20 protein-coding genes and 1 pseudogene are annotated in these 26,359 nt (G+C 74.9%); 11 read left to right on the plus strand and 10 right to left on the minus strand.

Translation table 11 applies throughout. From position 1 onward, the window contains the following. Positions 1–87: 87 nt before the first annotated feature. The 3 genes from ABZ497_RS00515 to ABZ497_RS00525 form a co-directional block, all read right to left on the minus strand. Positions 88–1,752, minus strand: a complete 1,665-nt coding sequence (locus tag ABZ497_RS00515; protein WP_329487153.1) for a DEAD/DEAH box helicase — start codon at positions 1,750–1,752, stop codon at positions 88–90. Positions 1,753–1,909: 157 nt separating this feature from the next. Beyond that, entirely contained in the window at positions 1,910–2,113 is a 204-nt protein-coding gene (locus ABZ497_RS00520) for a cold-shock protein (RefSeq protein ID WP_329487154.1), read from the minus strand. 297 nt (positions 2,114–2,410) lie between these two features. Continuing rightward, entirely contained in the window at positions 2,411–4,585 is a 2,175-nt protein-coding gene (locus ABZ497_RS00525; protein ID WP_359802374.1) for an MMPL family transporter, read from the minus strand. A gap of 389 nt (positions 4,586–4,974) precedes the next feature. Between ABZ497_RS00525 and ABZ497_RS00530 the strand changes: the two genes are divergently transcribed. The 3 genes from ABZ497_RS00530 (at position 4,975) to ABZ497_RS00540 (ending at position 8,120) form a co-directional block, all read left to right on the plus strand. Continuing rightward, positions 4,975–5,856 carry an MMPL family transporter gene (locus ABZ497_RS00530; protein ID WP_359802983.1) on the plus strand — a complete coding sequence of 294 codons (882 nt, stop codon included), beginning with the start codon at positions 4,975–4,977 and terminating at the stop codon, positions 5,854–5,856. A gap of 150 nt (positions 5,857–6,006) precedes the next feature. Then, on the plus strand, positions 6,007–6,900 hold the full coding sequence (locus ABZ497_RS00535) for an aminoglycoside phosphotransferase family protein (RefSeq protein ID WP_359802375.1): 894 nt from the start codon (positions 6,007–6,009) through the stop codon (positions 6,898–6,900). A gap of 125 nt (positions 6,901–7,025) precedes the next feature. Then, positions 7,026–8,120 carry a polysaccharide deacetylase family protein gene (locus ABZ497_RS00540; protein WP_359802377.1) on the plus strand — a complete coding sequence of 365 codons (1,095 nt, stop codon included), beginning with the start codon at positions 7,026–7,028 and terminating at the stop codon, positions 8,118–8,120. Positions 8,121–8,366: 246 nt separating this feature from the next. Here ABZ497_RS00540 and ABZ497_RS00545 read toward each other — a convergent pair whose 3' ends face one another. From ABZ497_RS00545 to ABZ497_RS00555, 3 genes and pseudogenes are all read right to left on the minus strand, one after another. After that, positions 8,367–9,068: an exonuclease domain-containing protein gene (locus ABZ497_RS00545; protein ID WP_352290295.1), complete on the minus strand. Its 702-nt coding sequence runs from the start codon at positions 9,066–9,068 to the stop codon at positions 8,367–8,369. A gap of 853 nt (positions 9,069–9,921) precedes the next feature. Beyond that, positions 9,922–10,368, minus strand: a pseudogene (locus ABZ497_RS00550) (GNAT family N-acetyltransferase); the annotation flags it as partial. An 82-nt stretch (positions 10,369–10,450) separates the two neighbouring features. Continuing rightward, entirely contained in the window at positions 10,451–11,728 is a 1,278-nt protein-coding gene (locus tag ABZ497_RS00555) for an SAV2148 family HEPN domain-containing protein (protein ID WP_329487159.1), read from the minus strand. Between the two features lie 445 nt (positions 11,729–12,173). Here ABZ497_RS00555 and glgX point away from each other — a divergent pair, with 445 nt between their 5' ends. The 3 genes from glgX (at position 12,174) to treZ (ending at position 18,629) form a co-directional block, all read left to right on the plus strand. After that, positions 12,174–14,306, plus strand: coding sequence for a glycogen debranching protein GlgX (gene glgX, locus ABZ497_RS00560; protein WP_359802380.1), 2,133 nt, complete (start codon positions 12,174–12,176; stop codon positions 14,304–14,306). Positions 14,307–14,445: 139 nt separating this feature from the next. Further along, positions 14,446–16,887, plus strand: coding sequence for a malto-oligosyltrehalose synthase (treY, locus tag ABZ497_RS00565; RefSeq protein WP_359802382.1), 2,442 nt, complete (start codon positions 14,446–14,448; stop codon positions 16,885–16,887). Next, positions 16,884–18,629, plus strand: coding sequence for a malto-oligosyltrehalose trehalohydrolase (gene treZ, locus ABZ497_RS00570; RefSeq protein ID WP_359802385.1), 1,746 nt, complete (start codon positions 16,884–16,886; stop codon positions 18,627–18,629). The genes treY and treZ overlap by 4 nt, the downstream gene beginning before the upstream one ends. 44 nt (positions 18,630–18,673) lie before the next feature. Here treZ and ABZ497_RS00575 read toward each other — a convergent pair whose 3' ends face one another. Continuing rightward, positions 18,674–19,567 (minus strand): transketolase C-terminal domain-containing protein, encoded by an 894-nt coding sequence (locus ABZ497_RS00575; protein WP_359802388.1) that lies wholly within the window; start codon positions 19,565–19,567, stop codon positions 18,674–18,676. A 58-nt stretch (positions 19,568–19,625) separates the two neighbouring features. After that, entirely contained in the window at positions 19,626–20,327 is a 702-nt protein-coding gene (locus ABZ497_RS00580; RefSeq protein ID WP_329487164.1) for a thiamine pyrophosphate-dependent enzyme, read from the minus strand. Between the two features lie 56 nt (positions 20,328–20,383). Here ABZ497_RS00580 and soxR point away from each other — a divergent pair, with 56 nt between their 5' ends. Beyond that, the gene (gene soxR / locus ABZ497_RS00585) at positions 20,384–20,914 is read left to right on the plus strand and encodes a redox-sensitive transcriptional activator SoxR (RefSeq protein ID WP_329487165.1); all 531 of its coding nucleotides are present in this window, start codon (positions 20,384–20,386) and stop codon (positions 20,912–20,914) included. A 66-nt stretch (positions 20,915–20,980) separates the two neighbouring features. On the opposite strand, the gene ABZ497_RS00590 is transcribed toward soxR, so the two are convergent. Further along, positions 20,981–21,901: a PfkB family carbohydrate kinase gene (locus tag ABZ497_RS00590; protein ID WP_359802391.1), complete on the minus strand. Its 921-nt coding sequence runs from the start codon at positions 21,899–21,901 to the stop codon at positions 20,981–20,983. Between the two features lie 276 nt (positions 21,902–22,177). Here ABZ497_RS00590 and ABZ497_RS00595 point away from each other — a divergent pair, with 276 nt between their 5' ends. The 4 genes from ABZ497_RS00595 (at position 22,178) to ABZ497_RS00610 (ending at position 24,959) form a co-directional block, all read left to right on the plus strand. After that, the gene (locus ABZ497_RS00595; protein WP_329487167.1) at positions 22,178–23,038 is read left to right on the plus strand and encodes a helix-turn-helix transcriptional regulator; all 861 of its coding nucleotides are present in this window, start codon (positions 22,178–22,180) and stop codon (positions 23,036–23,038) included. Beyond that, complete coding sequence (locus ABZ497_RS00600) at positions 23,028–23,231, plus strand: DUF397 domain-containing protein (protein ID WP_329487168.1); 204 nt, start codon at positions 23,028–23,030, stop codon at positions 23,229–23,231. Before ABZ497_RS00595 ends, ABZ497_RS00600 begins: the two co-directional genes overlap by 11 nt. A 34-nt stretch (positions 23,232–23,265) precedes the next feature. Then, on the plus strand, positions 23,266–23,952 hold the full coding sequence (locus tag ABZ497_RS00605) for an HAD family hydrolase (protein ID WP_359802394.1): 687 nt from the start codon (positions 23,266–23,268) through the stop codon (positions 23,950–23,952). Between the two features lie 278 nt (positions 23,953–24,230). Continuing rightward, entirely contained in the window at positions 24,231–24,959 is a 729-nt protein-coding gene (locus ABZ497_RS00610) for a methyltransferase domain-containing protein (protein WP_359802397.1), read from the plus strand. Positions 24,960–25,020: 61 nt separating this feature from the next. Here ABZ497_RS00610 and ABZ497_RS00615 read toward each other — a convergent pair whose 3' ends face one another. After that, a complete protein-coding gene (locus tag ABZ497_RS00615; protein WP_359802400.1) occupies positions 25,021–26,202 on the minus strand; it encodes a hypothetical protein in 1,182 nt (393 codons plus the stop codon). Positions 26,203–26,359: the final 157 nt, after the last annotated feature.

The following is a 26,359-nucleotide window of genomic DNA, read 5'->3' on the forward strand; positions in this document are numbered from 1 at the left end:
GGCACGCCCCCTCCGGCGCACGCGAACGGCCCGGCTCCCCCACCGAGGGGAGCCGGGCCGTTCGTCCTCGTCCGCGTCCGGAAGGACTCAGTCGGTCTTGCGGCGCTGGCGGCCGGTGCCGTAGTTGGCGCCGGTCTTGGAGCCCGAGCCGGGCGCCGGGCGGCCGGAGGAGCGGCCGATGAAGCCCGCGGCCTGGCGGCTGCCACCGCCGCCCTGGCCGCCGCCGGCACCGCCGAGGCGCTGCTTCGGACGGGGGCGGCGCGGGTTGCCGTTCATGTCGACGTCGGTGGGCAGGCCCGAGCGCTTGGCGGGGCGGCGGCGCGGGGCGCCGGCCTTGGCCTCGGCGGCCGGAGCGGCGGCCGGGGCCGGGACGACCACCGCGACGGGTACGCCGCTGGGAGTGCGGGCACCGGTGATCCGGGTCAGCTCGGCGTCGCCCGGGCGGATCTTGGTCGTGGTCGGGCGGATGCCGGCGACCGTCATCAGCCGGTTGACCTCGCGCCGCTGGTCGGGCAGGACCAGGGTGACGACCGTGCCGGACTCGCCGGCCCGGGCGGTGCGGCCGCCGCGGTGCAGGTAGTCCTTGTGGTCGATCGGCGGGTCCACGTTGACGACCAGGTCGAGGCCCTCGATGTGGATGCCGCGGGCGGCCACGTTGGTGGCGATCAGCGCGGTCACCAGACCGTCGCGGAACTGGTCGAGCACCCGGTTGCGCTGGGGCTGGGACTTGCCGCCGTGCAGGGCCGCCGCCTTCACGCCGTTGGCCAGCAGCTGCTTGGCGAGGCGGTCGGCGCCGTGCTTGGTGTGCACGAACATGATCACGCGGCCGTCGCGCGAGGCGATGTGCGCGGTCGCGGAGGCCTTGTCGGCCGGGTCCAGCTGGAGCACGTGGTGGTCCATGGTGGTCACCGCGCCGGCCGACGGGTCGACCGAGTGGGTGACCGGGTCGGTCAGGAAGCGCTTGACCAGCCGGTCGACGTTGCGGTCCAGGGTGGCGGAGAACAGCATCCGCTGCCCGCCCTCGGCGACCTGCTCCAGCAGCTTGGTGACCTGCGGCAGGAAGCCCATGTCGGCCATCTGGTCGGCCTCGTCGAGGACGGTGATGGCCACGTCGCCCAGTCGGACGTCGCCGCGGTTGATCAGGTCGTCCAGCCGGCCCGGGGTGGCGACCAGGACCTCGGCGCCCCGGCGCACGGCGTTGGCCTGCCGGGTGATCGACATACCGCCGACGACGGTGGCGATCCGCAGGTTCACGGCGGTGGCGTACGGGGTGAGCGCGTCGGTGACCTGCTGGGCCAGCTCACGGGTGGGCACCAGGACGAGGGCCAGCGGGTGCCGGGAGTCGGCGCGCTTGCCGGCCGTGCGGGCCAGCAGCGGCAGGCCGAAGGCGAGCGTCTTGCCGGAGCCGGTGCGGCCGCGGCCGAGCACGTCGCGGCCGGCGATGGAGTCCGGCAGGGTGGCGCCCTGGATCGGGAACGGCTCGGTGACGCCCTCGCGGGTGAGCGCGCTGAGGATGCCCTTGGGCAGGTCCAGCTCGCCGAAGGTGGCCGCCGGGGGCCGCGGCGGGGTGCCCCCCTGGACGACGGTGAAGTCGGCGGGCGCCTGGGCGGCGCGCGGGGCGCTGTTGCGCGGGGCGCCGCCGCGGGAGGCACGGGGGGCGCCGCCGTTGCGGGCGCCGCCGCCGGTGCGGGGCTTGCGCGAACGGTCGCCGCCGCGCTCGTTGTCACGGGGTGCGCGGGCAGGGGTGGTCATGGATTCTCCATCCGATGGGAGGCACAGCCCGGTCGGGGCTGGTCGGCCGTCGGGTGGGAATTCGCCGCCCCGGCCGTTCGGCGGCATGCACGAGGGCCCGCACCGTGCGGTACGGGCCCTCGCTACGCGAGATCGCGAGTCAGCTCGGAAGCTGGACTCAGATGACGCGGATGTTCTCGGCCTGCGGGCCCTTCTGGCCCTGCGTGACGTCGAACTCGACCTTCTGGCCCTCGACGAGCTCACGGAAGCCCTGAGCGCTGATGTTCGAGTAGTGGGCGAACACGTCAGCGCCGCCACCATCCTGCTCGATGAAGCCGAAGCCCTTTTCGCTGTTGAACCACTTCACGGTGCCGGTAGCCATAACCGTCTCCTCAAAAAACTGGGGCATCAGAGCCCACACTTCGTGGACCCCAAGTAGCCGCGATCCCCATCCGGAGACTGAAACACCGGACAAAACAAATGCGCCTGTTGGGTTGAACCAGCAGGCGCACACAAACGTTCATGGGAACCAAAACTGCAACTGAGTCGACTGTAGCACGGCGCCACCCCGATTGACCGGGGACTTTTTGCCTGGCACGTCACGTTTGCCCGCGCCGCAAAGCGGGCACGCGGCGCCCGCCGAAGCGGACGCCGCGTGCCGTGCGGTGCGACGGGGCGGTCAGTGCCGTCCGGCCGGCTCCGGCACACCGTGCGAACCGGCCACCGGGGCCGGGCCGGACTGGTGCTGGTCGTCGGCGCCGTGGCCGGGCCACCAGGCGGCGCGGCCGATCAGCGCGGTGAGCGCCGGGGTGAAGAAGAGCGCCATCACGAAGGCCGCCAGGGCGATGCCGAAGGCCATCGCGAAGCCGAACTCCAGCATGAACACGTTGCCCGCGAGCATGAAGGTCGCGAACGACGCCGCCAGGATGAACCCGGCCGCCGCGACGGTCGGGCCGCCGTGGCGCAGCGCCTCACGGGCCGCCTCACGCGGGTTGCGGCCCGCGCGGGCCTCCTCCCGCAGGCGGGCGATGATCAGGATGTTGTAGTCCGTCCCGATCGCCACCACGAAGAGGTAGATCAGGATCGGCAGCATGAACATCAGACCGCTCTCGCTGCCCAGCTTCTGGAAGAGCAGCGTGGCGGAGCCGAGGGTGGCCGTGAAGCCGAGCCCGACCGAGACCATCAGGTACCACGGGGCGACCACGCTGCGCAGCTGCAGGCCCAGGATCAGCAGGATCAGCAGACCCGCGACCGGGAACACCAGCTTGTAGTCGTGGTTCATCGCGAGGTTGATGTCCTTGTAGACGGCGGTCAGACCGCCGACCTTCGCCTCCGTGCCCGTCGGCGCCTGGCTGTGCGCGACCTCCCGCAGCTCGGTGAGCGAGTCGATCGCCGCGTTGCTGGACGGCTCGTTGTTGAGCAGCACGGTGAAGTCGGCCGTCGTGCCGTCCTCGCTGAGCTGGGGCTTCGCCGCGACCGGGGACACCCCGTGGACGCCGCCGAGCTTGGCCGCGAAGCCCTCGAACGCGGCCGGGTCGAGCTTGGCGCCCGCGGTGCTGGTCAGGTAGACGTGGCTCGGGTCGGCCGCGCCGGCCGAGAAGCCGTTCATCAGCTTGTCCTGGACGACCATCGACTCCTTGTCCTTGGGCATGGAGCTGCCCGCGAGGTCGAAGGTGCCGTTGTAGCCCAGGGCGCCGGCCGACAGCGCCACCAGCACGCCGCCGGAGGCCAGGGCGACCAGGGCGGGGCGCTTCTCGACCATGCGGCCGAGCGCGGTGAAGCGGGCGTTGCCCGGCTCGTTCATCCACTTCTTGCCCGGCCAGAACACACCGCGCGCCGGGATGACCGCGAGCACGGCGGGGGCCAGGGTGAGCGAGGCGAGCGCGGTGACGATCACCGCGATGGCCAGCGCCGGGCCGAGGGCCTTGAACATGCCGAGGCTGGAGAGGATCAGCACCGCGAAGGCGACGGTGACGGCGCCGGCCGCCGAAGCGATCGCCTCACCGACCCGGCCGACGGCGTTGGCCACGGCCTCCTTGCGGTCGTCCCCGGCCCGCAGCCGCTCGCGGTAGCGGAACGCCAGGAAGAGGAAGTAGTCGGTGCCGACACCGAGCACGACGACGATCAGGATCGCCGACAGCACCGGGGTGCTCTCCAGGCCGAACGCCTTGGTGGCGTAGGCGATCACGCCGTTGGCGGTCGGCATGGCGACCACCAGCGAGATCAGGATCGGCAGGAGTCCGGCCAGGACGCTGCGGAAGATGATTCCGACGATGAGCGCGACCAGGACGACCGTGGACATCGCGATGAGCGCGTCGGCCGAGCCGGAGGACTCCTTCTGGTCCAGCGCCTGGGCGGCGGCGCCACCGAGCTGGAACTTCAGGTCGGTCCCCGAGGTGAGCGACTTGCCCTCCTCGCGGAGGTGCTTGGCGGCCTCGCCGAAGTCCTCGGACTGCTGCTTGGCCTTGTCGATGGCTATCGGCGCGAGCGCGTACTTGCCGTCCTTGGACGTCGTCTGCTCGCTGACCGGGATGACCTTCTCGACGTCCGCGATCTTCTTGTCCGAGAGACCCTGGACGATCTTGGCCATGGCGGCCTTGTCGGCGTCGTTCATCGCGGCGCCGTCGTTGCGCTCGAAGAGCACCATCGCGGAGGGCGTGAAGTTGGCCGGGAACGCCTTCTCCTGGAGCGCCGAGGCCTGGATGGACTCGTAGTGCTTGGGAAGGAAGGAAGCCTCGTCGGTCTGTGCGGTGATCGTCGGCGCGCCGGCCACGATCGCGATCATCGCGACAACCCATGCCGCGATCACCCACCAGGCGCGACGGACGACGAAATGTCCGAGTCGGTGGAACATGCTCGTGATGCCTCCTGGGCATGGTTCACCGCCAGCCCTTGGGGGACGGGACTCCGGGCGACGGAGGACCGGGCAGGGCATGGCGACGAGGCCCGCCCCTAGCCGGTCGGCAGGTAAGTGAGATGAGGACATCATCATACGAGAACTTGCTTGCCGACCGGCAAGCAAATATCCCCCGTAGACCAACCCCCTCAGGGACGCCGTCCAGCCGCCCCGCACCATCTTCACCCGCCGGGCGGCCCTCTCACCTCGTGCTCGGGGTGGAGACCACTCCCCCTCAGGGTGGAGTTCGCACCCACTCTGAGGGAGGAGAAGTCAGGGTTCCCCGGTAGGGATGACCCCACCCCGTTCCCGTGGCCGACCCCCCGGACGACTCCCCCGCCAGCCGGATGCCTGCTCAACGGCCCCTTCCCGGCCAGGTCTCCCGAGCCGCGCGGATCCTCGACGACGCGGGGCTGACCGCCCCGGCGAGCGAGACCGTGCTGGTCCAGGGTGCCACCACGACCGCCGACGCACCGGCCTTCCGTGCCGCCGTCGACCAGGTGCTCGCCGGAGTGACCGGCACCGGCCGGGCCACCTACGTCCGCTCCCCGTACGACACCGGGGCGGTCTCGGCGGACGGCCGCTCCGTCCTCGTCCGGTTCGACGTCGCCGGCGGCGACGAGGTGCCTGTGAAGAACGTCACGGCCGTGCTGGACGCCGTCGCCGCCGCCGCCAGCCGCCGGGCCGTGCTGGTCTCCGGGGTCGCCGTGGTGGTCGCGATGGCCGGCATGTTCCTCACCGGCATGGCCGAGTTCCAGGCGATGGCCTACGCCACCATCGTGGTCGTGGTCACCGCCGTGCTCGGCTCGCTCACCGTGCTGCCCGCCCTGCTGTCCATGCTGGGCGACCGGGTCGAGAAGGGCCGCGTCCCGCTGCTCGGCCGGCTGCGCCGCCCCGGCACCGCCGGGGTGGTCACCAGCGCGGTAGTGATCATGGTCGCGGTGTTCGCGGTCTTCGGCACCCTCTCCATGCGGGCGATGAAGCAGATGGGCGCCGGCCTCGCCGTCGCGGTACTGATCGACGCGACGGTGGTCCGCGCGGTGCTGCTGCCCGCGGTGATGACCCTGCTCGGCGAGCGCACCTGGTACCTGCCGACCTGGCTGCGGTGGCTGCCCGGGCTCTCGCACGGCGGGAGCCTCCCGCCGGTCGGCGCAGCGGTCCACGGCCCCGGAACCACCACCGGGCCGGCCGAACCCGAGCGGCCCCGGCACCGCCGGGTCGGGGTCTGACACCACCGCCGGCACCCCGCCGTCCACCGGCCGCCACCCGCCCGTCGCCCGCCGGCCGCCGGCCGTGACCGGGCCCCGCGTCGCGCGGGGCCCGGCCCGCGTGCGTCATGATGATCACCGTCCAGGCGTCCCGCGGAACGGAGCAGCCCCATGATCCCCTTCGACGAGGGCCGCGCCCGGCTGCTGCTCGCCCGGGCCTGCGCGTCCGCCGGCCTGCCCGAGCCCGGCGGCGCCCGGCTGCTCGCCCTGGGCGAGAACGCCGTCTTCGACCTCGGCGACCCGGCCGTGGTGGCCAAGGTCGGCCGCGGCCCCGAGCTGTCCGACCGGGCCGGGCGGGAGCTCGGCTTCGCCCGCTGGCTGGCCGACCGGGGCATCCCGGTGGTCCGCCCGTACGACGCCGTCCCGCCCGAGCCGAACGTCGTCGACGGCCACCCCGTGACCTTCTGGGAGCGGCTGGCCCCCGCCGAACGGCCCGCCCGGCCGGTGGACCTCGCGCCGCTGCTGCTCGCCCTCCACCGGCTGCCGCTGCCGCCCTTCCCGCTCGCCCGCCGGGACCTCCTCGCCCCTGTCGAGCGCTGGCTGGCCTCCGCCGAGGGGCACGTCGACCCCGCCGACGTCGCCTTCCTCCGGGACCGCCGCGACGACTTCGCCGCCGCGCTGCCCGGCCTGCCCGCGCAGCTGCCGACCGGCGTGATCCACGGCGACGCGCTGCCGCGCAACGTCCACATCGGGGCCGACGGGCCCGTCCTGCTCGACCTGGAGTACGCCTCGCACGACCTGCGCGAGCACGACCTGGTGGTGCTCGCGCTCAGCCACGACCGGTACGGCGTCCCGGCCGAGGAGTACCGGGCGTTCACCGAGGCGTACGGCTGGGACGTCCGGGAGTGGGCGGGCTTCGCGGTGCTGCGCGGCGCCCGCGAGACGGCGAGCGCCTCCTGGGTGGCCCAGCAGGCGCCGGGCAACCCGGCCGCGCTGGCGGAGTTCCGCCGGCGGGTCGATTCGCTGCGCGAGGGCGCCACCGGGGTGCGCTGGTACCCGTTCTGAGCCTGCCGTCTTCCGCGTGGGATCGGCGGCTCCGGCGTGCAACCGGGGCGGTCCGACGGGCGTCTTGTCGGACAGTCTCCCTGATCGGGGACCGGTAGCCGCCCAGTGCCTCAGGAGCCGCAGCCATGCCGGAGCACACCACCTCGCAGCGTCCCTCCCCCTCCGTCCGACGCCGCCGCCGGCTGCTCGCGGGCTGCGTGGCGGTGGTCGCCTCACTCGCCCTGGCCGCCTGCGGCACCGCCAACGGGGCGCTGCAGCCGCAGCCGGACACCACCGCGTCGGGGAACGCCTCGGGCACCACCGCGTCGGGCACCGGCGCCCCGGCTCCGTCCGCCTCGCCCGCCGGGTCCCCCTCCGGCTCCTCTTCGGCGTCCTCCTCCCCGTCCTCGTCCCCGCCGTCGGGCAGCGCCCCCGCCGCCACCCCGCCGGGCGACGCCGTGCCGGCTTCGAAGCCCGCGACCGGCGGACCGGCCACGCCCAAGCCACCGGCTCCTCCCCGGACCCCGGCTCCCTCGAAGACCCCGGTGCCCGCCAAGACCCCGTCCACCGCACCGGCCGCCCGGCCGCCCACGACGACACCGGCCCCGCCGGCCCCGCCCGCCCCGCCCGCGACCGGGGTGTCCACCTCGGTCGTCCGCTCCACCGCCTCCGGCGGGCGGACGGTGGCGCTCACCTTCGACGACGGGCCGGGCCCCGCCACCGGCGAGGTCCTGGACCTGCTGGCCCGGTACGGCGTCAAGGCGACGTTCTGCCAGATCGGCCAGCAGGCCGCCGCCCAACCCGCCATGGTCAAGCGGATCCGGGCGGCCGGCCACCGGCTCTGCGACCACACCGTGAGCCACCCGCTGCCGTTCGCCCCGCTCTCGCACGACAACGCCGCGTCCCAGATCTCCGGCGGCCGGGACATGATCGTGCGGGCCGGCGGGCCGGGCACCGAGGTCGCCTGGTTCCGGGCCCCCGGCGGCGGGTTCACTACCGACAACCAGCACCTCGCCGCGGCCGAGGGCCTGCGCCCGCTCGGCTGGTCGGTCGACCCGCGCGACTGGTCCCGCCCGGGCGTCGCCTCGATCGTCTCCACCGTGCAGAGCCAACTCCGGCCCGGCGGCGTGATCCTGATGCACGACGGCGGCGGCGACCGGAGCCAGACCGTCGCCGCGCTGAAGCAGCTGCTCCCCTGGCTGATCGCCCAGGGCTACCGCTTCGACCTCCCCGCGCGCTGACCCGGCCGACCGGCCGAACACCTCGCGACAGCCCGGCCGGTGATCACCGGGCCGCACCGGGCGACCGATCAACCCGACGCGCCCGGACAGCGGTTGACCACCGGGTACGGGGTGCGACGGCCTCCCCACCGCCGGCCACCCGGTCGGCGGACCTGATCACCGTCCCGCACGACCGGCCGGTGCCCGACGCGGCGCGAGGCCCGGTCGGCCCGGCCCGCGCGGCCGGGTGCTCCGGCGGTCAGGCCCTCAGCGCAGGGGCCAGCGCGGGTCGATGACGGCCTGCGGGTCCTTGCCGCGGCGGAGCCAGGCCTCCAGGCCCTCCGCCCAGCTCCGGTACCAGTCGATCTGGCGGGTGTGCAGGACGGCGAGCGGCACCTCGCCGACCTCGGCCGGGTACCGCTCCGCGAGGGCGACGGCGACCCGGACGGCGGCGAGGGCGTCGCTGCCGGCCTCGTGGGCGTCGGTCAGCTCGACCCCGTACACCTCGCAGACCCGCTGGAGGGTGCGCGAGCCCTTGCGGTACTTGTCGACGGCCCGGTCGATGACCAGGGCGTCGAGGACCGGCGCGACCGGACCGCCGAGGCGCTCGGCCAAGGGGGCCAGGCCGTGGCGGCGCAGCTCGGCGTCGAGCAGCGAGAGGTCGAAGGGGGCGTTGAAGGCGACCACCGGGTGACCGGCCGCGAGCCGCTCGCACAGGGCGGTGGCTATCTCGTCGACCGCCGCCTTGGCCGGGCGGCCCTTGCTGCGGACGAGCTCGTCGCCGATGCCGTGGATCGCCTCCGCCTCGGCGGGGATCGGGACGCCCGGGTCGACCAGCCAGCCGGTGGCGCTCAGCCGGCGGGCTCCGACGGTGTCCACGAGGGCGGCCGTGACGATGCGGTCCACGGTCGGGTCGGTGCCCGTGGTCTCCAGGTCGAAGCCGACCAGTGGCTGCTGCCACCAGCTCATAGGGGTGCGTCCTTCCGTCCTGCTGGTCGAAACAGCCCCTATCATCGCCCGGGCCACCGACAACGCCGCCGGTGGGGCGGTCGGGCACCGCCCCCGGGCCCCGCCGGGCAGGCTCCGGCCCGGCCCGCCGGCACCGTCCCGGGCCCGGTGGAGACCGGCGAAGTGCCCAGCGGCGGTGGCCCGCCGCGAGTGGCCCGGCGACCGGTCCGGACCGCCGCTGACCGACGCGGGCCATGACGGCTCCGCCCCTGGCCCAGGGCCGGTCGACAGCCCGCCGGGACCGACGCGGCGGCGGCGCTTCGGCGGTGGTGGCGGGACGCCCGGCGCCCGCGGGTCAGTTCGCCGCCGCGGCCGACGCCCCGGCCGCCGCCCCGGCCCCGGCCCCCGCGTGCGCGGTCAGCCGGCGGGCCTCGGCCCACACCTCCTCGTCGAGTTCGCCGGGCGTCCGGGTGCTGCGGCCGAGCAGGTCGTAGTCGTCGTCGAGGAGGGCGAGCGCCTCGGCCGGCCCGTCCTCGTGCCCCCACCGCCGGTGCGCCGCGTGCGCCAGCTCCCTCGGCGTCAGCTCGCCGGTCAGCAGCCGGGCGGCCAGCGCCACCAGCCCCGCCCGCTGGGCGGAGCGGCTGTCGACCGGCGGGAGGTCGAGTCCGAGCTCCGCGAGCGCCGGCGCCAGCAGCTCGGCGACCGAGGCGTCCGCCTCCCCGTAGGTGCGGGCGGCGAGGGTCCGCAGGGCCGGGGTGTCGAGCCCGGCGGCCAGGGCCCCGCAGGCCGCCTCCACCACCTCGCGGGCCCGCAGCTCACCGATGGTCCAGAGCAGGGCCCGGTCCCGCAGCCGGGCGGCGGCGGGCGAGCCGACGGGCCGGCGGAGCAGCCGGACGTCGACCGGGTCCTCGGAGACCAGGGTGAAGCCGTGCCGCTCGTAGAGGCGGCGGGCGGGGCTGCCCCGGAGGACGTCGAGCCGCACCGGCTCGCCGGCGGCGTCGGCCTCGGCCAGGACGGACCGCAGGACGCCGGAGCCGACGCCCCGGCCCTGGAGCTCCGGGGCGAGGTAGAAGTGCTCCAGCAGCCGCCCGCCCAACCCGTCGGGGCGGACGGTGACGCAGCCGGCGAGGGCGCCGTCGACCAGCACGGCCGACGTCCAGCGGGTGGAGAAGGAGTCGCGCAGCCGCCGCCGGACCCGGTGCTCGTCGTAGCGGCCGAGCCGTTCGAGGTCGGGGCGCAGCACCACGGCGCGCAGCTCGACCAGGGGTTCGAGGTCGGCGGTCGTGGCGGGGCGCTTCGTCCAGGCGGGGGTGGTGGTCACCGGGGCAGTCTTCCAGCGGCCCGGCCGGCCGGGCCAGCCGGTTTCGCGGCGGCCCCTGCGCGCCAACCGGCCCGCCGGCCGCTCAGGAGACCGGCCGGGAGTCCCCCCAGATGCCCTCGAACTCCTCGCGGTAGACCTCCAGCAGCCCGGCGTCGGTGCCGCCCGGCTGCTGGCCGGCGCCGCCGCGCAGGACCAGGGCGGGCGACTCCATGCCGCGGGCCCGGCGCAGGTAGGGCTGGACCACCCCGAGGTCCCGGGTCTGCCGGCGGGGGCCGCCGGTCTGGCCGGACGGGCGCGGGCCCTCGACCAGGTAGGCGGTGAAGCGCGGGGTCTCGTCGAAGACCCGGATCTCGAAGCCGCCCTGGTCGCGCAACCGGGCCCGGACCCGGCGCACGTGCATGATGTTCATCTCGATCGAACGGGCCAGCTCGCCGCGGCCGAGGCCCAGTTCGCGTTCCCGGCGGCGGACGGCGCTGCTCGCCGGGTTGAGGAAGAGCAGCCGGACCCGGCAGCCGTCGGTGGCGAGGCGGACCAGGCGCTTGCCGGTGTAGTTCTGGCAGAGCATGCCGAGGCCGATGCCGAGCGCGTCCAGCCGCCGGGCGCCGTCCAGCAGGTCCTCCACCGGCAGGTCGCGCTGGAGCCGGACCCGGTCGGCGTGCACCGCGACCACGTCCGCGTACCGGCCGGCCACCAGGGACTCGACGACGTCGGCGGGGACGCCGCCGGTGCCGCCGTCCAGCACGGCGAGCAGCCGGGCGGCGGCGCGTTCGGTCTGGGCGAGCACGGTCGGGGTCAGGACGCGGTTGCGGGAGACGACGTGCCGGGCCACCTCCAGTTCGTCCAGCGCCAGCTCGATCTCCCGGCGGTCGGCCAGGTAGGGGTCGAAGCAGGGCCAGTGCTGGACCATCAGCTCGCGCAGCTGGGGCAGGGTGAGGAAGACCAGCGGGTCGTCGTCGGCCGGGTCGAGCAGGTAGCCCTTGCGGCGGCTGACCTCGCGGACGGCGCCGGCCCGGTGGGCCCACTCCTCGCCGGCCGGGCCGGCCGCGGCCGTCACCCAGTCCTCGCCGTGGGCGGGCGCGTAGATGGGGTAGAGCACCTCGTCGACGAGGGAGCGCAGCCGCTGCTCGACCAGGTTGAGCCAGACGTACGCCCGCCCGGCCAGCCGGACCCGCTGGTAGGCGTCCTCCCACTCGGCGCCGGACCAGGCGAGGGCCGGTATCTCGACCGGGCCGCCCTGGGCCGGCACCACGGCCCGGCCGGTCATGGCGGGGCGCATGACGACCGTCGGGGCCTCGCTGCGGGCGCCGCCCCGGTCGGGGCCGCCGGGCCCACCGCCACGGCCGCCGGCGGGGTACACCATGCGCCACCTCACCTGGTTGCTGCCGGAGCCGGTGGTCTGCCGGATCGTCTGTCGGGTCTTCTGTCGGGTGCTGCCGGTCCTGCCGCGTCCGCCGGCGCCGCACTCCCTGATGGATCGCCACGGCGCGGGAAGCGGCCGGACGATCAAGGGTACTGCCCGCCGCGAGGCGCCCGCAGCCGGTTGGCCGAGGGGGGCGCGTGCGCCCCGGCCGCCCCGTGCGTCCCGGCGGCCCCGGGGGTACCCGGCGGACACCCGTTCGGGCGAACACGCGGCGAATGGCCCCGCCCTCGGGGGCGGCGTCGGGGAGTATGCGGACTGTGCCGTGCGTCACGGCGCGCGACCGTCGCACATGCCCGGCCGCCCAGCCGGGAAGAGAGCGTCGGGGTCCGGGCTGATAGTCGGACTACCTGTCAGTTTCCCTTCGACACAAGGAAGTTGAGGACTCATGCAGGTCTGGCCAGGGAAGCCCTACCCCCTCGGTGCCACCTTCGACGGGGCCGGTACCAACTTCGCGGTGTTCTCCGAGAGCGCCGACCGCATCGAGCTCTGCCTGCTCGACGAGGACGGGTCGGAGACGGCCGTCGAGCTGCGCGAGACGGACGCCTTCGTCCGGCACGCCTACCTCCCCGGGGTCCAGCCCGGCCGGCGGTACGGCTTCCGCGTCCACGGACCGTACAACCCGGGCCTCGGCCAGCGGCACAACAGCGCCAAACTGCTGCTGGACCCGTACGCCAAGGCGATGAGCGGGAACATCGACTGGGACGAGTCGGTCTACGGCTACCACTTCGGCGCGCCCGAGCGCCGCAACGACCTCGACTCCGCCCCGCACACCATGCACTCGGTGGTCGTCAATCCGTACTTCGACTGGGGCACCGACCGGCCGCCGCGCACGGACTACCACCGCACGGTGGTCTACGAGGCCCATGTGAAGGGCCTCACCAAGCTCCACCCCGGCATCCCCGAGGAGATCCGCGGCACCTACGCGGGGCTGGCCCACCCGGCGGTGATCGAGCACCTGGCCAAGCTCGGCGTCACCGCGATCGAGCTGATGCCGGTGCACCAGTTCGTCCGCGACCACCGGCTGCGCGACCTCGGCCTGGCCAACTACTGGGGCTACAACACGGTCGGCTTCTTCGCCCCGCACTCCTCCTACTCCTCCACCGGGGACAGAGGCCAGCAGGTGCAGGAGTTCAAGTCGATGGTGAAGGCGCTGCACGCGGCCGGCATCGAGGTGATCCTGGACGTCGTCTACAACCACACCGCCGAGGGCAACCACCTCGGGCCCACCCTCTCGCTGCGCGGCCTGGACAACGTCTCCTACTACCGGCTCGCCCAGGACCAGCGGTTCTACGAGGACACCACGGGCACCGGCAACAGCCTGCTGATGCGCAGCCCGCACGTCCTCCAGCTGATCATGGACTCGCTGCGCTACTGGGTCACCGAGATGCACGTCGACGGCTTCCGCTTCGACCTCGCCGCCACGCTGGCCCGGCAGTTCCACGAGGTGGACCGGCTCTCCTCGTTCTTCGACCTCGTCCAGCAGGACCCGGTGGTCTCCCAGGCCAAGCTGATCGCCGAGCCGTGGGACCTCGGCGAGGGCGGCTACCAGGTGGGCAACTTCCCTCCGCTGTGGACGGAGTGGAACGGCATGTACCGGGACACCGTGCGCGACCTGTGGCGCGGCGAGAACGCCACGCTCGCCGAGTTCGGCTCCCGGCTCACCGGCTCCTCCGACCTCTACCAGGACGACGGCCGCCGCCCGATCGCCTCGATCAACTTCGTCACCTGCCACGACGGCTTCACCCTGCGCGACCTGGTCTCCTACAACGACAAGCACAACGAGGCCAACGGCGAGGACAACCGGGACGGCGAATCCTTCAACCGCTCCTGGAACTGCGGCGCCGAGGGCCCGAGCACCGACCCGGCCATCGAGGAACTGCGCGCCCGCCAGCAGCGGAACCTGATCGCCACCCTGATGCTCTCCCAGGGCGTGCCGATGCTCTCGCACGGCGACGAGCTCGGCCGCACCCAGGAGGGCAACAACAACGCCTACTGCCAGGACAACGAACTCGCCTGGGTGCACTGGCCCGAGGGCGACGGCCCCGAGTCCCGGCTGCTCGAATTCACCCAGGGCATGATCTGGCTCCGCCGCGACCACCCCGTCTTCCGGCGGCGCCGCTTCTTCCACGGCCGCCCGGTCTCGGGCCGCCCGGCCAACGGCCTCTACGAGGACCTCACCGACATCGCCTGGTTCACCCCCGGCGGGGAGGAGATGACCAAGCGCAACTGGGGTGCCAGCTACGCGAAGTCGCTCACCGTCTTCCTCAACGGCTACGCCATCTCGGAGCCGGACCGGCGCGGCGGGCGGATCGTCGACGACTCCTTCCTGCTGATGTTCAACGCCCACTTCGAACCGCTGGAGTTCACCGTCCCGGCCGACCACGGCCAGGAGTGGCAGGTCGTGGTCGACACCGCCCAGCCCCGGCTGCCCGCCCCCGGCGCCGGCGCCCGGGTCAAGGCAGGGGACGCGCTCTCGCTCGTCGACCGCTCGCTGATGGTGCTCCAGCGGCCGGCCTAGGCCGGGCGCCGGACGCCCGGCCGCGGGGCGGCGCTCGGGGTCCGCGGACGGGCCCCACGGCGTGCCGCGGTCACCACGTTCACCTGTTCGGATCAGCAACGGGTCTTGGCCGCGGGCTCGCACGGGTAGTCATGGACACATGACCTACGCCGCCGAGCCCGCCCAGCCCCGCCCGGCCGCAGTACCGTCCGCCACCTACCGCCTCCAGCTGCAGCCCGGCTTCACCCTCCACGACGCCACCGCCGCGGTGCCCTACCTCGCCGCCCTCGGCGTCTCCCACCTCCACCTGTCCCCGCTGCTGGAGGCCGCCCCCGGATCCACCCACGGCTACGACACCGTCGACCACGGCCGGATCAGCGCCCAGCTCGGCGGCGAACCGGCGTTGCGCGCGCTGGCCGCCGAAGCCCACCGGCACGGCCTGCGGCTGCTCGCCGACGTGGTGCCCAACCACATGGCCGTCCCCGTCCCCGAACGGCTCAACCGGCCGCTCTGGCACGTCCTGCGGGACGGCCCCGACTCGCCGTACGCACCCTGGTTCGACATCGACTGGACCGCCCAGCCGGGCCCCCCGGACTCCCCCGGCCGCGGCCGGGTGCTGCTGCCGCTGCTCGGCGACCGGCTCGGGGCCGTCCTCGGCGACCTCGTGGTCGACGGCGAGGAGCTCCGCTACCACGACCACGCCCTCCCGCTGCGGCCCGGCACCGCCGGCCTCCCGCTCCCCGAGCTGCTCAGCCGGCAGTGGTACCGGCTCGCCTGGTGGCGGCTGGCCCGCACCGAGCTGAACTACCGGCGGTTCTTCACCGTCAACGAGCTGATCGCCGTCCGGGTCGAAGTCCCCGAGGTGTTCGAGGCGACCCACGGCGTGCTGCTGCGGCTGCACCGCGAGGGCGTCCTGGACGGGTTCCGGATCGACCACCCGGACGGCCTGGCCGACCCGCGCGGCTACCTGCGCCGGCTCGCCGGGGCCACCGGCGGCGCCTACACGGTCGTGGAGAAGATCCTCACCGGTGAGGAGCGCCTCCCCGGGGACTGGCCGTGCGCCGGCACCACCGGGTACGACGCGCTGCGCCGCATCGACGGCGTGCTCACCGACCACGCCGGCGCCTGCCGGCTGGCCGGCGCCTACGAGCACGCGGTCAGCGGGGCCGGGTCCGGCGGGGAGCCGTGCGCCGACCCGCACCCGGCCGTCGCCGCCGCCCGGCGCGGGCGGGCCGACATGACCGGCCCGCGCGGCGAGCTGGCCGCCGAGGTCGAGCGGCTGGTCCGGCTCGCCGTGCGGATCGGCGCCGCCGAACCCGCCCACGCCGACCACGCGCCCTGGCAGCTGCGGGACGCCCTGCGGCGGGTGCTCACCGGCTACCCCGCGTACCGCCCGTACGTCCGGCCCGGCGAGCCCGCCCCGGCGGTCTCCGAGGAGCAGGTGCGGGCGGCCCTCGACGGCTCCGAGGACGCCACCGGGCGGCTGGTCGCCGACCTCGCCCTCGGGCGGCTCGGCAGCGGGCCCGAGAAGGACGAGTTCTGCGCCCGCTTCGCGCAGACCGCCGCCGCCGTCGCCGCCAAGGGCGTCGAGGACACCGCCTTCTACCGGTGGAACGCGCTGCTCGCGCTGAACGAGGTCGGCGGCGAGCCGGCCCGGCCCGGGCTCCCGCCCGCCGCGTTCCACGCCTGGTGCCGATACGTCGAGGAGCACTGGCCGGCCACCATGACGGTGCTCTCCACCCACGACACCAAGCGCAGCGCCGACGCCCGCGCCCGCCTCGCCGTGCTCGCCGAGCAGCCGCGGGCCTGGGCCGACGAGGCCGCCGCCTGGTCCACCGCCGCCGGCCCGGGCGGCGACCCGAACAGCGACTGGCTGCTCTGGCAGACGCTGGTCGCGGCCTGGCCGATCACGCCGGACCGGCTCGTCCCCGCGCTGCTCAAGGCCGCCCGCGAGGCCAAGCTGCGGACCTCCTGGACGGCCCCCGACGCCCGCTTCGAGCAGGCCCTGGCCGACCGGGCCCGGGCCGCCTACGCCAACCCGGGGCTGCTCCCGCGGATCGAGGGCTTCGTCCGGGCCCTCGCGCCCCACGCCCGGGCCAACACCCTCTCCGCCGCCCTGCTGCACCTGACCGTGCCCGGCGTGCCGGACCTCTACCAGGGCAGCGAGGAGCCGCTGTACACCCTGGTCGACCCGGACAACCGGGGCGTGGTGGACCTCGGCGCGCTCGCCGTCCGGCTCACCGACTCGGCCACCCCCCGGGCGGGCGACCTCGCCCGGGAGAAGCTGCACCTGACCGCGACGGCGCTGCACCTGCGCCGCCGCCGGCCGCTGGGCGCCTACCGGCCGCTGGCCGCCCGGGGCCCGGCCGCCGACCACCTGCTCGCCTTCGCCCGCGGCGACGACGTGATCACGGCGGTGACCCGGCTGCCGTACGGGCTCGCCCGGGCCGGCGGCTGGCAGGACACCGCGCTGGACCTGCCGGCCGGCGGCGCGTGGACGGACGAACTGACCGGGCACCGCCACCCGGCCGGCCCGGTACCGGTGGCGGAGCTGCTGACCGCGCAGCCCGTGGCGCTGCTGACCAGGAGGGGCGAGGCGTGACGACGCACGAGGTCCGGACCTACGGGGTGTGGGCCCCGGCGGCCACCGAACGGGTCGAGGTGGAGGTCGACGGCGCGCGGCACCCGCTGGCCCGGGACGACGGCCGGCCCGGCTGGTGGCACGGGCCGGCGCCGGCCGGGGACTACGCGTTCCGGCTGGACGGCGGCCGCCCGTTGCCCGACCCTCGCTCGCCCTGGCAGCCGCACGGACCGGACGGGCCCAGCCGGTCCGTCGACCACGCCGCGTTCCGCTGGTCGCAGACCGGCTGGCGCGGCCGCCCGCTGCCCGGCGCCGTGCTGTACGAACTGCACGTCGGCACCTTCACGGCCGCCGGTACCTTCGACGCCGCCGCCGAACACCTCGACCACCTCGTCGAGCTGGGTGTCGACTTCGTCGAACTGCTGCCGGTCTGCCCGTTCCCCGGCCGGCACGGCTGGGGCTACGACGGGGTCTCGCTCTGGGCCGTGCACGAGCCCTACGGCGGTCCGGAGGGGCTGAAGCGCTTCGTGGACGCCGCGCACCGCAAGGGCCTCGGCGTCGTGCTGGACGTGGTGCACAACCACCTCGGCCCGTCCGGCAACCACCTGCCCGCCTTCGGGCCGTACTTCACCGACCGGCACCACACGCCGTGGGGCTCGGCGGTCAACCTGGACGCCCCCGGCTCGGACGAGGTGCGCCGGTACCTGATCGGCAGCGCGCTGGCCTGGCTGCGCGACTACCGGATCGACGGCCTGCGGCTGGACGCCGTGCACGCCCTCGCGGACGACCGCGCCGTCCACTTCCTGGAGGAACTCTCCTGCGAGGTGGACCGGTTGGCGACCGCCACCAACCGGCCGCTGTTCCTGGTCGCCGAGTCCGACCTCAACTCCCCCCGCACCACCACCCCCCGCGAGGCCGGCGGCCAGGGCCTCACCGCCCAGTGGAGCGACGACTTCCACCACGCGCTGCACACCGCGCTCACCGGCGAGTCCCAGGGCTACTACGGGGACTTCGCCCGCGCCCCGCTGGCCGCCGTGGCCCGGACGCTCACCCGCGGCTTCTTCCACGACGGCACCTGGTCCTCGTTCCGGGAGCGCAGCCACGGCCGGCCCTTCCCGCCCGCGCACGGCCACCGGCTGCTCGGTTACCTGCAGACCCACGACCAGATCGGCAACCGGGCCCTCGGCGACCGGCTCTCCCCCGGTCTCTCCCCCGGGCGGCTCGCCTGCGGGGCCGCCCTGGTGCTCGCCTCGCCGTTCACCCCGATGCTGTTCATGGGCGAGGAGTGGGGCGCGGCCACCCCGTGGCAGTACTTCACCGACCACACCGACCCGAACCTGGCCGAGGCCGTCCGCCAGGGCCGGCGGCGGGAGTTCGCCGAGCACGGCTGGCGGGCCGACGCGGTGCCGGACCCGCAGGAGCCGGCCACCGTGCTGCGCTCCGTCCTCGACTGGACCGAGCCGGGGCGCGCCCCGCACGCCGAACTGCTCACCTGGTACCGGACGCTGATCCGGCTGCGGCGCACCCGGCCGGAGCTCTCCGACCCGGACCTCGCGGCCGTCCGGACCGAGTACGACGAGGCGGCCCGGTGGCTGGTGCTGCACCGGGGGGCCCACCGGGTGGCGGTCAACCTGGGCGGCGCCCCCGCCGCGCTGCCGCTCGGGGGGCCGGGGCGGGAGGTGGTGGCGTCCTTCGGCGAGTGCGCGCTCGACGGGACGGCGGTGCGGCTGGGGCCGGACTCCGTCGCGGTCGTCCGGCTGTGAGCGGCGCGGCCGGGGCCGGCCCGCGCCTCGGTCCGCCCGCCGGATCACCAGAGGAAGGTGCCGATCCGCTCCCGCAGCCCGGGCGCGTCCAGGCCGTAGGCGGCCAGGTGCTCGGCCATCGAGCCGTAGTGCCGGTGCTCCGCGCGCGGCACCCCGAGGGCGAGCACCCGGTGCGCCCGGTCCGCCAGCGCCGCGTGCACCTCCCCGGCGGACGTCCCGGCCAGGTAGGGCTCGACCACCACCACGTCCGCGCGTCCGCCGACCACCGCCCGGAGCCCGGCCGCGTCGAACGGCCGCACGGTGGCCGCGTACAGCACCGAGACGTCCAGCCCCTCGGTGGCCGCCAGCACGGCGTCCAGCATCGGGCCGACCGCGAGCACCACGCCCTTGGCGCCCCGGCGCAGGACGGTGAACCGCCCCGCCTCGACCGGTACCGCCGAGGCGTTGCGGTGCTCGGACAGCCGCACGTACACATTGCGGTCGCCGTCGGCCACCGCGTGCCGCAGCAACCGCTCCGCCTCGTCGGGGTGCCCCGGGACGTGGACCGTCCAGTCCGGCAGGGTGTCCAGCAGCGCGACGTCGCCCGGCGACATGTGGGTCCGGCCGCCGGCGGGCCAGTCGTAGGAGCCGACGGCGCTCACCAGCACCGCGCCGACGCCCTGGTGGACGAGGTCCAACTTGACCTGCTCGAAGGGGCGTTCGATCAGGAAGCTGGCGAAGGTGTGGGCGATCGGCCGCATCCCGGTGAGCGCCAGTCCGCCGGCCGCGCCGATCAGCAGCTGCTCGCGGATGCCCACGTTGACCACCCGGTCGGGGTGGCGCTCGGCGGCGGTGGCGAAGCCCGAGGCGCTGATGTCGGCCAGCACGACGGCCAGCCGCGGGTCGTCGTCGAGCAGCCGGGCGGTCACGTCGACGAAGCGCTCGCGCATGGTGTCCATGGAGGTGAAGTCCCTTACTGGTGAGAGGTCTTGTCGGGGCGGCGGACGGACGCGGCGCTCAGGGGTTCTTCGGCTCCACCCGGGCCACCACGACGCGCGGGCGCCCCGGGTGCTCGGCGGTGAACGCCGCGTACAGCGCCTCGTGGTCGCGCCCGTCCACGGTCTCGGCCGACCAGCCCTCGCCCGCGAAGCGCGCCGCGATGCCGCCCCGCCACCCGTGCGTGGCCGAGGAGTTGTCGATGACGACGACGTGCAGCCGGTCCAGCCCGTACGCGCCGGCGAAGGCCAGCGCCTCGTGGTTCGAGCCCTCGTCGAACTCCGCGTCCCCGAGCAGGACCCAGACCGCCGGGTCGTCGAGCCCCTGGGCGCGCAGCCCGAGCGCGGTCCCGACCGCCAGCGGCAGACCGTGCCCGAGCGAGCCGGAACTGATCTCCACCCCGGGGATCAGCAGGCGGTCCGGGTGGTGGCCGAGCGGCGAGTCGTAGGCGCCGAAGCTCGGGAGCAGCTCCGGGTCGATGAAGCCCTTCGCCGCCAGCACCGCGTAGTACGCCATCGGGCCGTGGCCCTTGGAGAGCAGGAAGCGGTCCCGCTCCCGGTCCTCCGCGGTGCCCGGGGTGACCCGCAGGACGCGGTCGTACAGCACCCAGAGCACGTCCAGGGTGGAGGTGGCGGCCGGGCCGTGCTTCTCGGCGCCGGTCATCCGCCCGATCAGGTCCGGGAGTTGCTCGAAGCCGGCCGCGGTGGCGGTGTTCGTCGTCATGCCCACGATCCTGCAACTTGAAGTCAGCTTGAAGTCAAGCGGCTACAGTGAGCGGCATGACCGCCCCCGCATCCGCCCGCGGCGAGAACTCCGGAGCCTCCACCGGACCGAGCCGGCACGACCTGCTCACCATCGGCCAGCTCTCCGAACGCAGCGGCCTCGCCACCTCCGCGCTGCGCTACTACGAGAAGCTCGAACTGATCCACGCCACCCGCACCACCGGCGGCCAGCGCCGCTTCACCCGCGGCACGCTGCGCCGGATCGCGTTCGTCCGCGCCGCCCAGCGCGTCGGCCTCTCCCTCGACGAGGCCAGGGTCGCCCTGGACCGGCTCCCCGAGCACCGCGCCCCCACCGGCACCGAGTGGGACGGCGTCGCCCGGTCCTGGCAGAACCGGATCGACGAGCAGATCGCCGAGCTGGAGCGACTCAGGGCCAAGCTCACCGGCTGCATCGGCTGCGGCTGCCTCTCGCTCTCCCGCTGCGCCCTGTACAACGCCGCCGACCGTGCCGCCGCGGCCGGCCCGGGCGCGCGCTACCTGCTCACCCGCGACCCGGCCACCGGCCCCGAACCGGGCACCGACGACTGACCGCGCTCCCACTACGCACGCCGAGGGCGGCCGCACCGGGCGCCGTGACGGCGAACGGCCCGGGCCTCACCCTCCGAGCAACCGCTCCAGGTCGGCGCGGCCCGGCACGGCGCCGCGGGCGCCGAGCGCGGTGACGGCGAAGGCCCCGGCGGCCACCGCGGTGGCCGCCGCCCGGGCGAGCGGGAGGCCGCGGGCGAGTTCGGCGGCGAGCGCGCCGCAGAAGACGTCACCGGCGCCGGTGCTGTCGACGACGGCCACCGGCGGCGCCGTCACGCGTTCGCCGCGGCCGTCCTCGGCGACCAGCGCGCCGTCGCCGCCGAGGGTGACCACCGCGGCCCCGCCGAGCGCCGCCAGCGCCCGGGCCGCCCCGGCCGGATCGTCGTCGCCGGTGAGCTGCCGGGCCTCGACCGCGTTGGCGACGAGCAGGGTGCCCGGTCCGGCCGCCCCGGCCGGGAGCGTCCCGGCCGGCGCGGCGTTGTGCACCCATCGCGCACCCGGCACCGCGGCGACGGCCGCGGCCGCCGCTTCGAGGCACGGCGGCGGGACTTCGCCGCTGGTCAGCACCACGTCGCCGGCGCGCAGCCGCAGCGCGGCGAGGGCGTCGGTGACGTGCCCGGCCGAGAGCAGCGCGTTCGCGCCCGGCAGCACCAGGATGCTGTTCTCCCCGCCGGGATCCACCATGACCAGGGCCTGCCCCGTCGCGGCCGCGCCCTCGGTGCCCACCGTGCCGGTGCCGACCACGCGGCGCCGCAGCTCGGCGAGTGCCCGGCGGCCGGCGTCGTCCGCGCCGACCCTCGCGACCAGGTGGGTGGCGGCCCCCAGCGCGGCGGCGGCGACCGCCTGGTTGGCACCCTTGCCCCCGAAGCCCTCGTCGACGGAGGTCACCAGCACCGTCTCACCGGGCGCGGGCAGGACGGGACAGCGCAGGATCCGGTCGGCGTTCACCGATCCGACGGCCACCACACGGCCGGGAGTCTCTCTGTTCACCCCTCCTGTCTAGACGGTCGGACGCCCGCGTGCCAGGCCGCCACGGACGGGTCGCGTGCGGAGTGAATATCCGGGCCGGCCGACTTCCCACTCCCGGCACGACCACCACCCCGGCATTCCGGCTATTCACCGGCATCACTCCCGCCGGAATTCCGCCGAACCCCGAGCCTTCCGCACATTCGCACGCATGGAATTGCGCGGACTGGTAAGACTCTTGTGATCACGAGAGGAGGTGGCAGACTGTGACTCGACGTCAACTGACAAGGAGCGGCCAGAGTGGACAGCCCGACCGTGCTCCGGCGTAGGCTCGGATCCGAGTTCCGCCGCCTGCGCGAGCAGACCGGGCTGCAGGCGAAAACCGTCGCCGACACCCTGGGATTCAGCGCCGCAAAGGTCTCGCGCATCGAATCGGGCCAGACCACCCTGAAGGAATCGGACGTCCGCGCACTGCTCGAACTGTACGGCGTCCGGGACGATTTCGAGCGGCGGCAGTTCATCTCACTGACCCGCCGCAGCACCCAGCGGGGTTGGTGGCACGACTACGGGGACGCCCTCCCCGACTGGTTCCAGACCTACGTCGGGCTGGAGGCCGATGCCGCCCGCATACGCGCCTACGAGACCGAGTTGATCCCCGGGCTGCTGCAGACGCCGGACTACGCCCGCGCCATGTTCCGGATCTCGCCGTCGGAGCAGGGGCACGGTGAGATCGAACGCCGGGTCAGACTCCGGATCCAGCGCCAGGAGGTCTTCCAGCGCGCCGATCCGCCGGTCGTCCAGGCGGTCCTCAACGAGTCCGCCCTGCGCCGCGCGGTCGGCGGGGCAGAGGTCATGCGCGCCCAGGTGCGCCATCTCGCCGAGTTGGCGCACAAGCCCAGCGTCACGATCCAGGTGCTTCCCTTCAGCACCGGAACGCACCCCGCCATGAGCATGGCCTTCCACATTCTCTCCTTCGCCGACGTACCGGGCGACATCGTCTATGTCGAGGCATTGACGAGCAGCCTCTACCTGGAGAAGGAGTCGGACATCGCGCGTCATGTGCTCGTGTTCGACCAGCTCGCGTCGACCGCCATGAACGCCGAGGAGTCCCTGTCCTGGATGCACGATCTCGTCGCGGAGGGGTACGGAAATGACGACTGACCTGGTGTGGCGCAAGAGCAGCTTCAGCGGCAGCGAGGGCGGGAACTGCGTGGAGGTCGCGGACGGTGCCCCCGGTGCGGTGCCGGTGCGGGACAGCAAGGACCCGTACGGCCCCTCCCTCACCTTCACCGCCGACGCCTGGTGCTCCTTCCTGACCGCCCTGCACAGCGGTGAGCTGCCCGTCCGGCCCTGAAGTCGCCGGCGACGCCTGTGGTCTACTGCCGGTCATGCCGCTGCTGATGCTGGACCTCGACAACACCCTGATCGACCGTGATGCCGCCTTCCTGGCCTCCGCCCGGGCGTTCCTGGCCGAGCACGGCCTGCCCGGCAGCGACCTCGGCTGGATCGCGGAACTCGACGCGAGCGGGTACACCCCGGAGGACCGGATGGCCGCCGCCCTGGCGGCCCGGTACGGGAGTTCGGTACCGGCGCGCGCCGTCGACGCCCTGCTCGACAACGGTGGAGCCGACCTCGTGGAGGTCGCCGCTCCCACCCGCCGGGCACTGGCCCGGGCCCGGGCCGACGGCTGGGCGTGCGTCATCGTCACCAACGGCCGTACCGGGCAGCAGGAGGCGAAGATCCGCCGTACCGGGCTCGACCGGATCGTCCAGGGCTGGGTGGTCTCCGAGGCCGTCGGCCACAAGAAGCCCGCTCCGGAGATCTTCCGGGCCGCGGCCGAGACGGTGGGGCAGCCGCTCGGCGGCGCCTGGATGGTCGGCGACTCGGCGCACGCCGACATCGCGGGCGCGCACGCGCTCGGCCTGGGCAGCGTCTGGGTGTCGGCCGGCCGCCCGTGGGCGCAGGACGCGTACCGGCCCACCCTGGTCGCCGAGGACGTCGCCACCGCGATCGGCCACGCGCTCGACCACGCCTGCGGCGGGGCGACCGGCGGCGGGGCGACCGGCGGCCGGTGACGGCCCGGAAAGCTTTACCTCCTGCTGGGGAAACGGCCCCCTCCGCCGAGCTCCCCACGCCCCCTCGACGGCCGCCGGAGGCACCCCCGGCGGGCGGACGCGGCGGGCCGCGAGGGGTGGGGCCAGAGCCGTCCGACGGGCCGTCGGGGCCGCCCCGGCGGGCTTCCGGCACGGCCTCCACCGGCCGGGAAATGGCCTCTCACCAGCCACTTTCTCTCTTCCGGCGACTAGAATCGAGGGGACCGGACGGCCCCGCGTCCGCCCGTGGAGAGGACCAGATGCACCGCGACATCCGCACCACCGACGACGTCCTGGACCTGCTGGACCAGCTCTTCCTCCCCGCCGCCGACCGGTGGACGGACCAGGCCCGCGACTGGTGGGACCAGTTCTACGCGGACCGCTCCGCGCCGCGCCCCTTCTTCGTCCCCAAGCCCGACGAGAACCTCGTCTCCTACCTGGACCGCGGCCTGCTCACCCCCGGCCGTGCCCTGGACCTCGGCGCCGGCCCGGGACGCAACGCCATCCACCTCGCCTCGCAGGGCTTCGAGGTGGACGCCGTCGACCTCTCCCCCACCGCCGTCGCCTGGGCCGGCGAACGGGCCCGCGAGGCCGGCGCCGACGTGCGCTTCCACTGCGGCAACATCTTCACCGTCGAACTCCCGCACCGGCAGTACGACCTGGTGTACGACTCGGGCTGCCTGCACCACCTCCCGCCGCATCGGCGGATCAGCTACCTCGCCCTCCTGGAACGGGTGTTGAAGCCCGGCGGGCACCTCGTCGTGAACGCCTTCGCGGCCGGCGCCATGGGCTCCGAACTCCCCGACCGGGAGCTCTACCGCAACGGCCGGCTGGACGGCGGCCTCGCCTACACCCCGGACGAACTGCGCCACCTTTTCTCGGAGTTCACCGAGATCGAGATCCGCCCGATGGTGCCGCACGGGCCCGAGTCGCCGCTCTTCGGCATCCCGGTGCTGCTGAGCGCCCTGTTCCGGCGCCCGGCCGAGTAGGCCCGGGCGCCGGGGTTCGCGTGGTGCCGGGGGCGCGTGGTGCCGGGGGCGCGTGGTGCCGCTACGCCACGACGGCGAGCGGCATCACCCGCCCACCGTCGGTCAGCAGCATCGCCACCGCGCTCACCGCGCCGGTGGCGAGGTCGACCCGCAGGACCAGCACCCGCTGCCCCTGGTCCTCCGAGCCGTGCTGGACGGTGGTGTACGCCGCGTTGGCGGCGCGGTCGACCACGAACGCCTCCTCCTGGACGGCGGGCCCCCAGAACTGCTCGGGGATGGTGGCGAGCGGCTTGAGCGCGATCCGCGGGTGGGCCGGGTCGGCGGTGTCCACGGTGGCCAGCGCGAGTTCGCGCCCGTCGGCGCTGAGCACCTGGCGGTCGCCCACCAGCGCCTTGGGGTTGAGCACTCCGCCGCTGACCTCCGCGACCGGGTTGGCGGCGAGCGTGGCCACCGGGCCGACCCGGACGGTCCGCCGGTCGTCCGCGGCGACCGTCAGCGAGCCGTCGCCGTTGGCCACCGCCCGCTTCGCCACCTGCGCCGACACCACCCGGCCGCCGAGGAAGGCGAGCGCCTCGGGGGCGCGCACGCCGATCCCCTCGACCGGGTGCTCCCCGGTGCCGTCCGGCCGGACGGCCCGCAGGCGCCCGTCGGCCGCCGGACCGCTCGACTCGGTCCAGTGCACGACCTCGCCGCTCACCGGGTCGACGACCGGGGCGCTCTGGCGGGTGCCCGCACCGGCGGCGGGCAGGCCGGAGATGTCCTTGAGGTCGGCCGGGCCGCCCTGGCCGAGCACGGAGACGCGGGGCTCACCGGGGTGGTCCGCGTCCTGGAAGCCGTACTGCGCGGTGCCGACCATCCCGGCGAAGCCGGCGGTGAAGCCGGCCGGGGTCGCACAGCCGCGGATGTTGGTCGGCGGCTTGGCGAGCCCGTTGCTGACCGCGAAGCTGCGCACCTTCCGCGCCGCGCCGTCCGCGCCGACGGTGACCAGGACGCAGCGCTCGTCCGGCGTCCCGGCGTGCGTGCTCACCGAGAGGACCAGCCCGCCGACCTCGGTCGCGGTGGGCAGCGTGTCGAGGAGCACCTTCTCCGGGAACCGCACCTCGGCCGTCGGCCCGCCGGTGCCCGTCGTGGCACCCGCCGACGGGGTGGCCTCCCCCGTCCCCGTACCGCCGCTCTGGCACGCCGTCAGCGCCAGCAGCGGCACGGCGGCCGCCGCCAGGACAGCCCTGCGCAAGGGCTTCATGCCCCCCACCTCCACCCGTTCGGTTCCGGCCCAGGGTAGCCGGGCCCGGTTCCGGGCCGTACGGCGGCGGCCGGTCGGTCCGGCGGGCGGCCGGGGGCGGTCCCGCCGACCACCGGGCGCGGGCGCGGCCGCGGCAGCTCAGGACCGCGCCGGGGCA

The sequence above is a fragment of the Kitasatospora sp. NPDC005751 genome, assembly GCF_040630835.1.
Classification (GTDB): Bacteria; Actinomycetota; Actinomycetes; order Streptomycetales; family Streptomycetaceae; genus Kitasatospora.

Excerpts from the sequence above, each read along its gene's own strand:
- ABZ497_RS00515 (WP_329487153.1), bottom strand. The coding sequence starts at position 1,752 with ATGACCACCCCTGCCCGCGCACCCCGTGACAACGAGCGCGGCGGCGAC.
- ABZ497_RS00520 (WP_329487154.1), bottom strand. The coding sequence starts at position 2,113 with ATGGCTACCGGCACCGTGAAGTGGTTCAACAGCGAAAAGGGCTTCGGC.
- ABZ497_RS00525 (WP_359802374.1), bottom strand. The coding sequence starts at position 4,585 with ATGTTCCACCGACTCGGACATTTCGTCGTCCGTCGCGCCTGGTGGGTG.
- ABZ497_RS00530 (WP_359802983.1), top strand. The coding sequence starts at position 4,975 with ATGCCTGCTCAACGGCCCCTTCCCGGCCAGGTCTCCCGAGCCGCGCGG.
- ABZ497_RS00535 (WP_359802375.1), top strand. The coding sequence starts at position 6,007 with ATGATCCCCTTCGACGAGGGCCGCGCCCGGCTGCTGCTCGCCCGGGCC.
- ABZ497_RS00540 (WP_359802377.1), top strand. The coding sequence starts at position 7,026 with ATGCCGGAGCACACCACCTCGCAGCGTCCCTCCCCCTCCGTCCGACGC.
- ABZ497_RS00545 (WP_352290295.1), bottom strand. The coding sequence starts at position 9,068 with ATGAGCTGGTGGCAGCAGCCACTGGTCGGCTTCGACCTGGAGACCACG.
- ABZ497_RS00555 (WP_329487159.1), bottom strand. The coding sequence starts at position 11,728 with ATGGTGTACCCCGCCGGCGGCCGTGGCGGTGGGCCCGGCGGCCCCGAC.
- glgX (WP_359802380.1), top strand. The coding sequence starts at position 12,174 with ATGCAGGTCTGGCCAGGGAAGCCCTACCCCCTCGGTGCCACCTTCGAC.
- treY (WP_359802382.1), top strand. The coding sequence starts at position 14,446 with ATGACCTACGCCGCCGAGCCCGCCCAGCCCCGCCCGGCCGCAGTACCG.
- ABZ497_RS00575 (WP_359802388.1), bottom strand. The coding sequence starts at position 19,567 with ATGGACACCATGCGCGAGCGCTTCGTCGACGTGACCGCCCGGCTGCTC.
- ABZ497_RS00580 (WP_329487164.1), bottom strand. The coding sequence starts at position 20,327 with ATGACGACGAACACCGCCACCGCGGCCGGCTTCGAGCAACTCCCGGAC.
- soxR (WP_329487165.1), top strand. The coding sequence starts at position 20,384 with ATGACCGCCCCCGCATCCGCCCGCGGCGAGAACTCCGGAGCCTCCACC.
- ABZ497_RS00600 (WP_329487168.1), top strand. The coding sequence starts at position 23,028 with ATGACGACTGACCTGGTGTGGCGCAAGAGCAGCTTCAGCGGCAGCGAG.
- ABZ497_RS00605 (WP_359802394.1), top strand. The coding sequence starts at position 23,266 with ATGCCGCTGCTGATGCTGGACCTCGACAACACCCTGATCGACCGTGAT.
- ABZ497_RS00610 (WP_359802397.1), top strand. The coding sequence starts at position 24,231 with ATGCACCGCGACATCCGCACCACCGACGACGTCCTGGACCTGCTGGAC.
- ABZ497_RS00615 (WP_359802400.1), bottom strand. The coding sequence starts at position 26,202 with ATGAAGCCCTTGCGCAGGGCTGTCCTGGCGGCGGCCGCCGTGCCGCTG.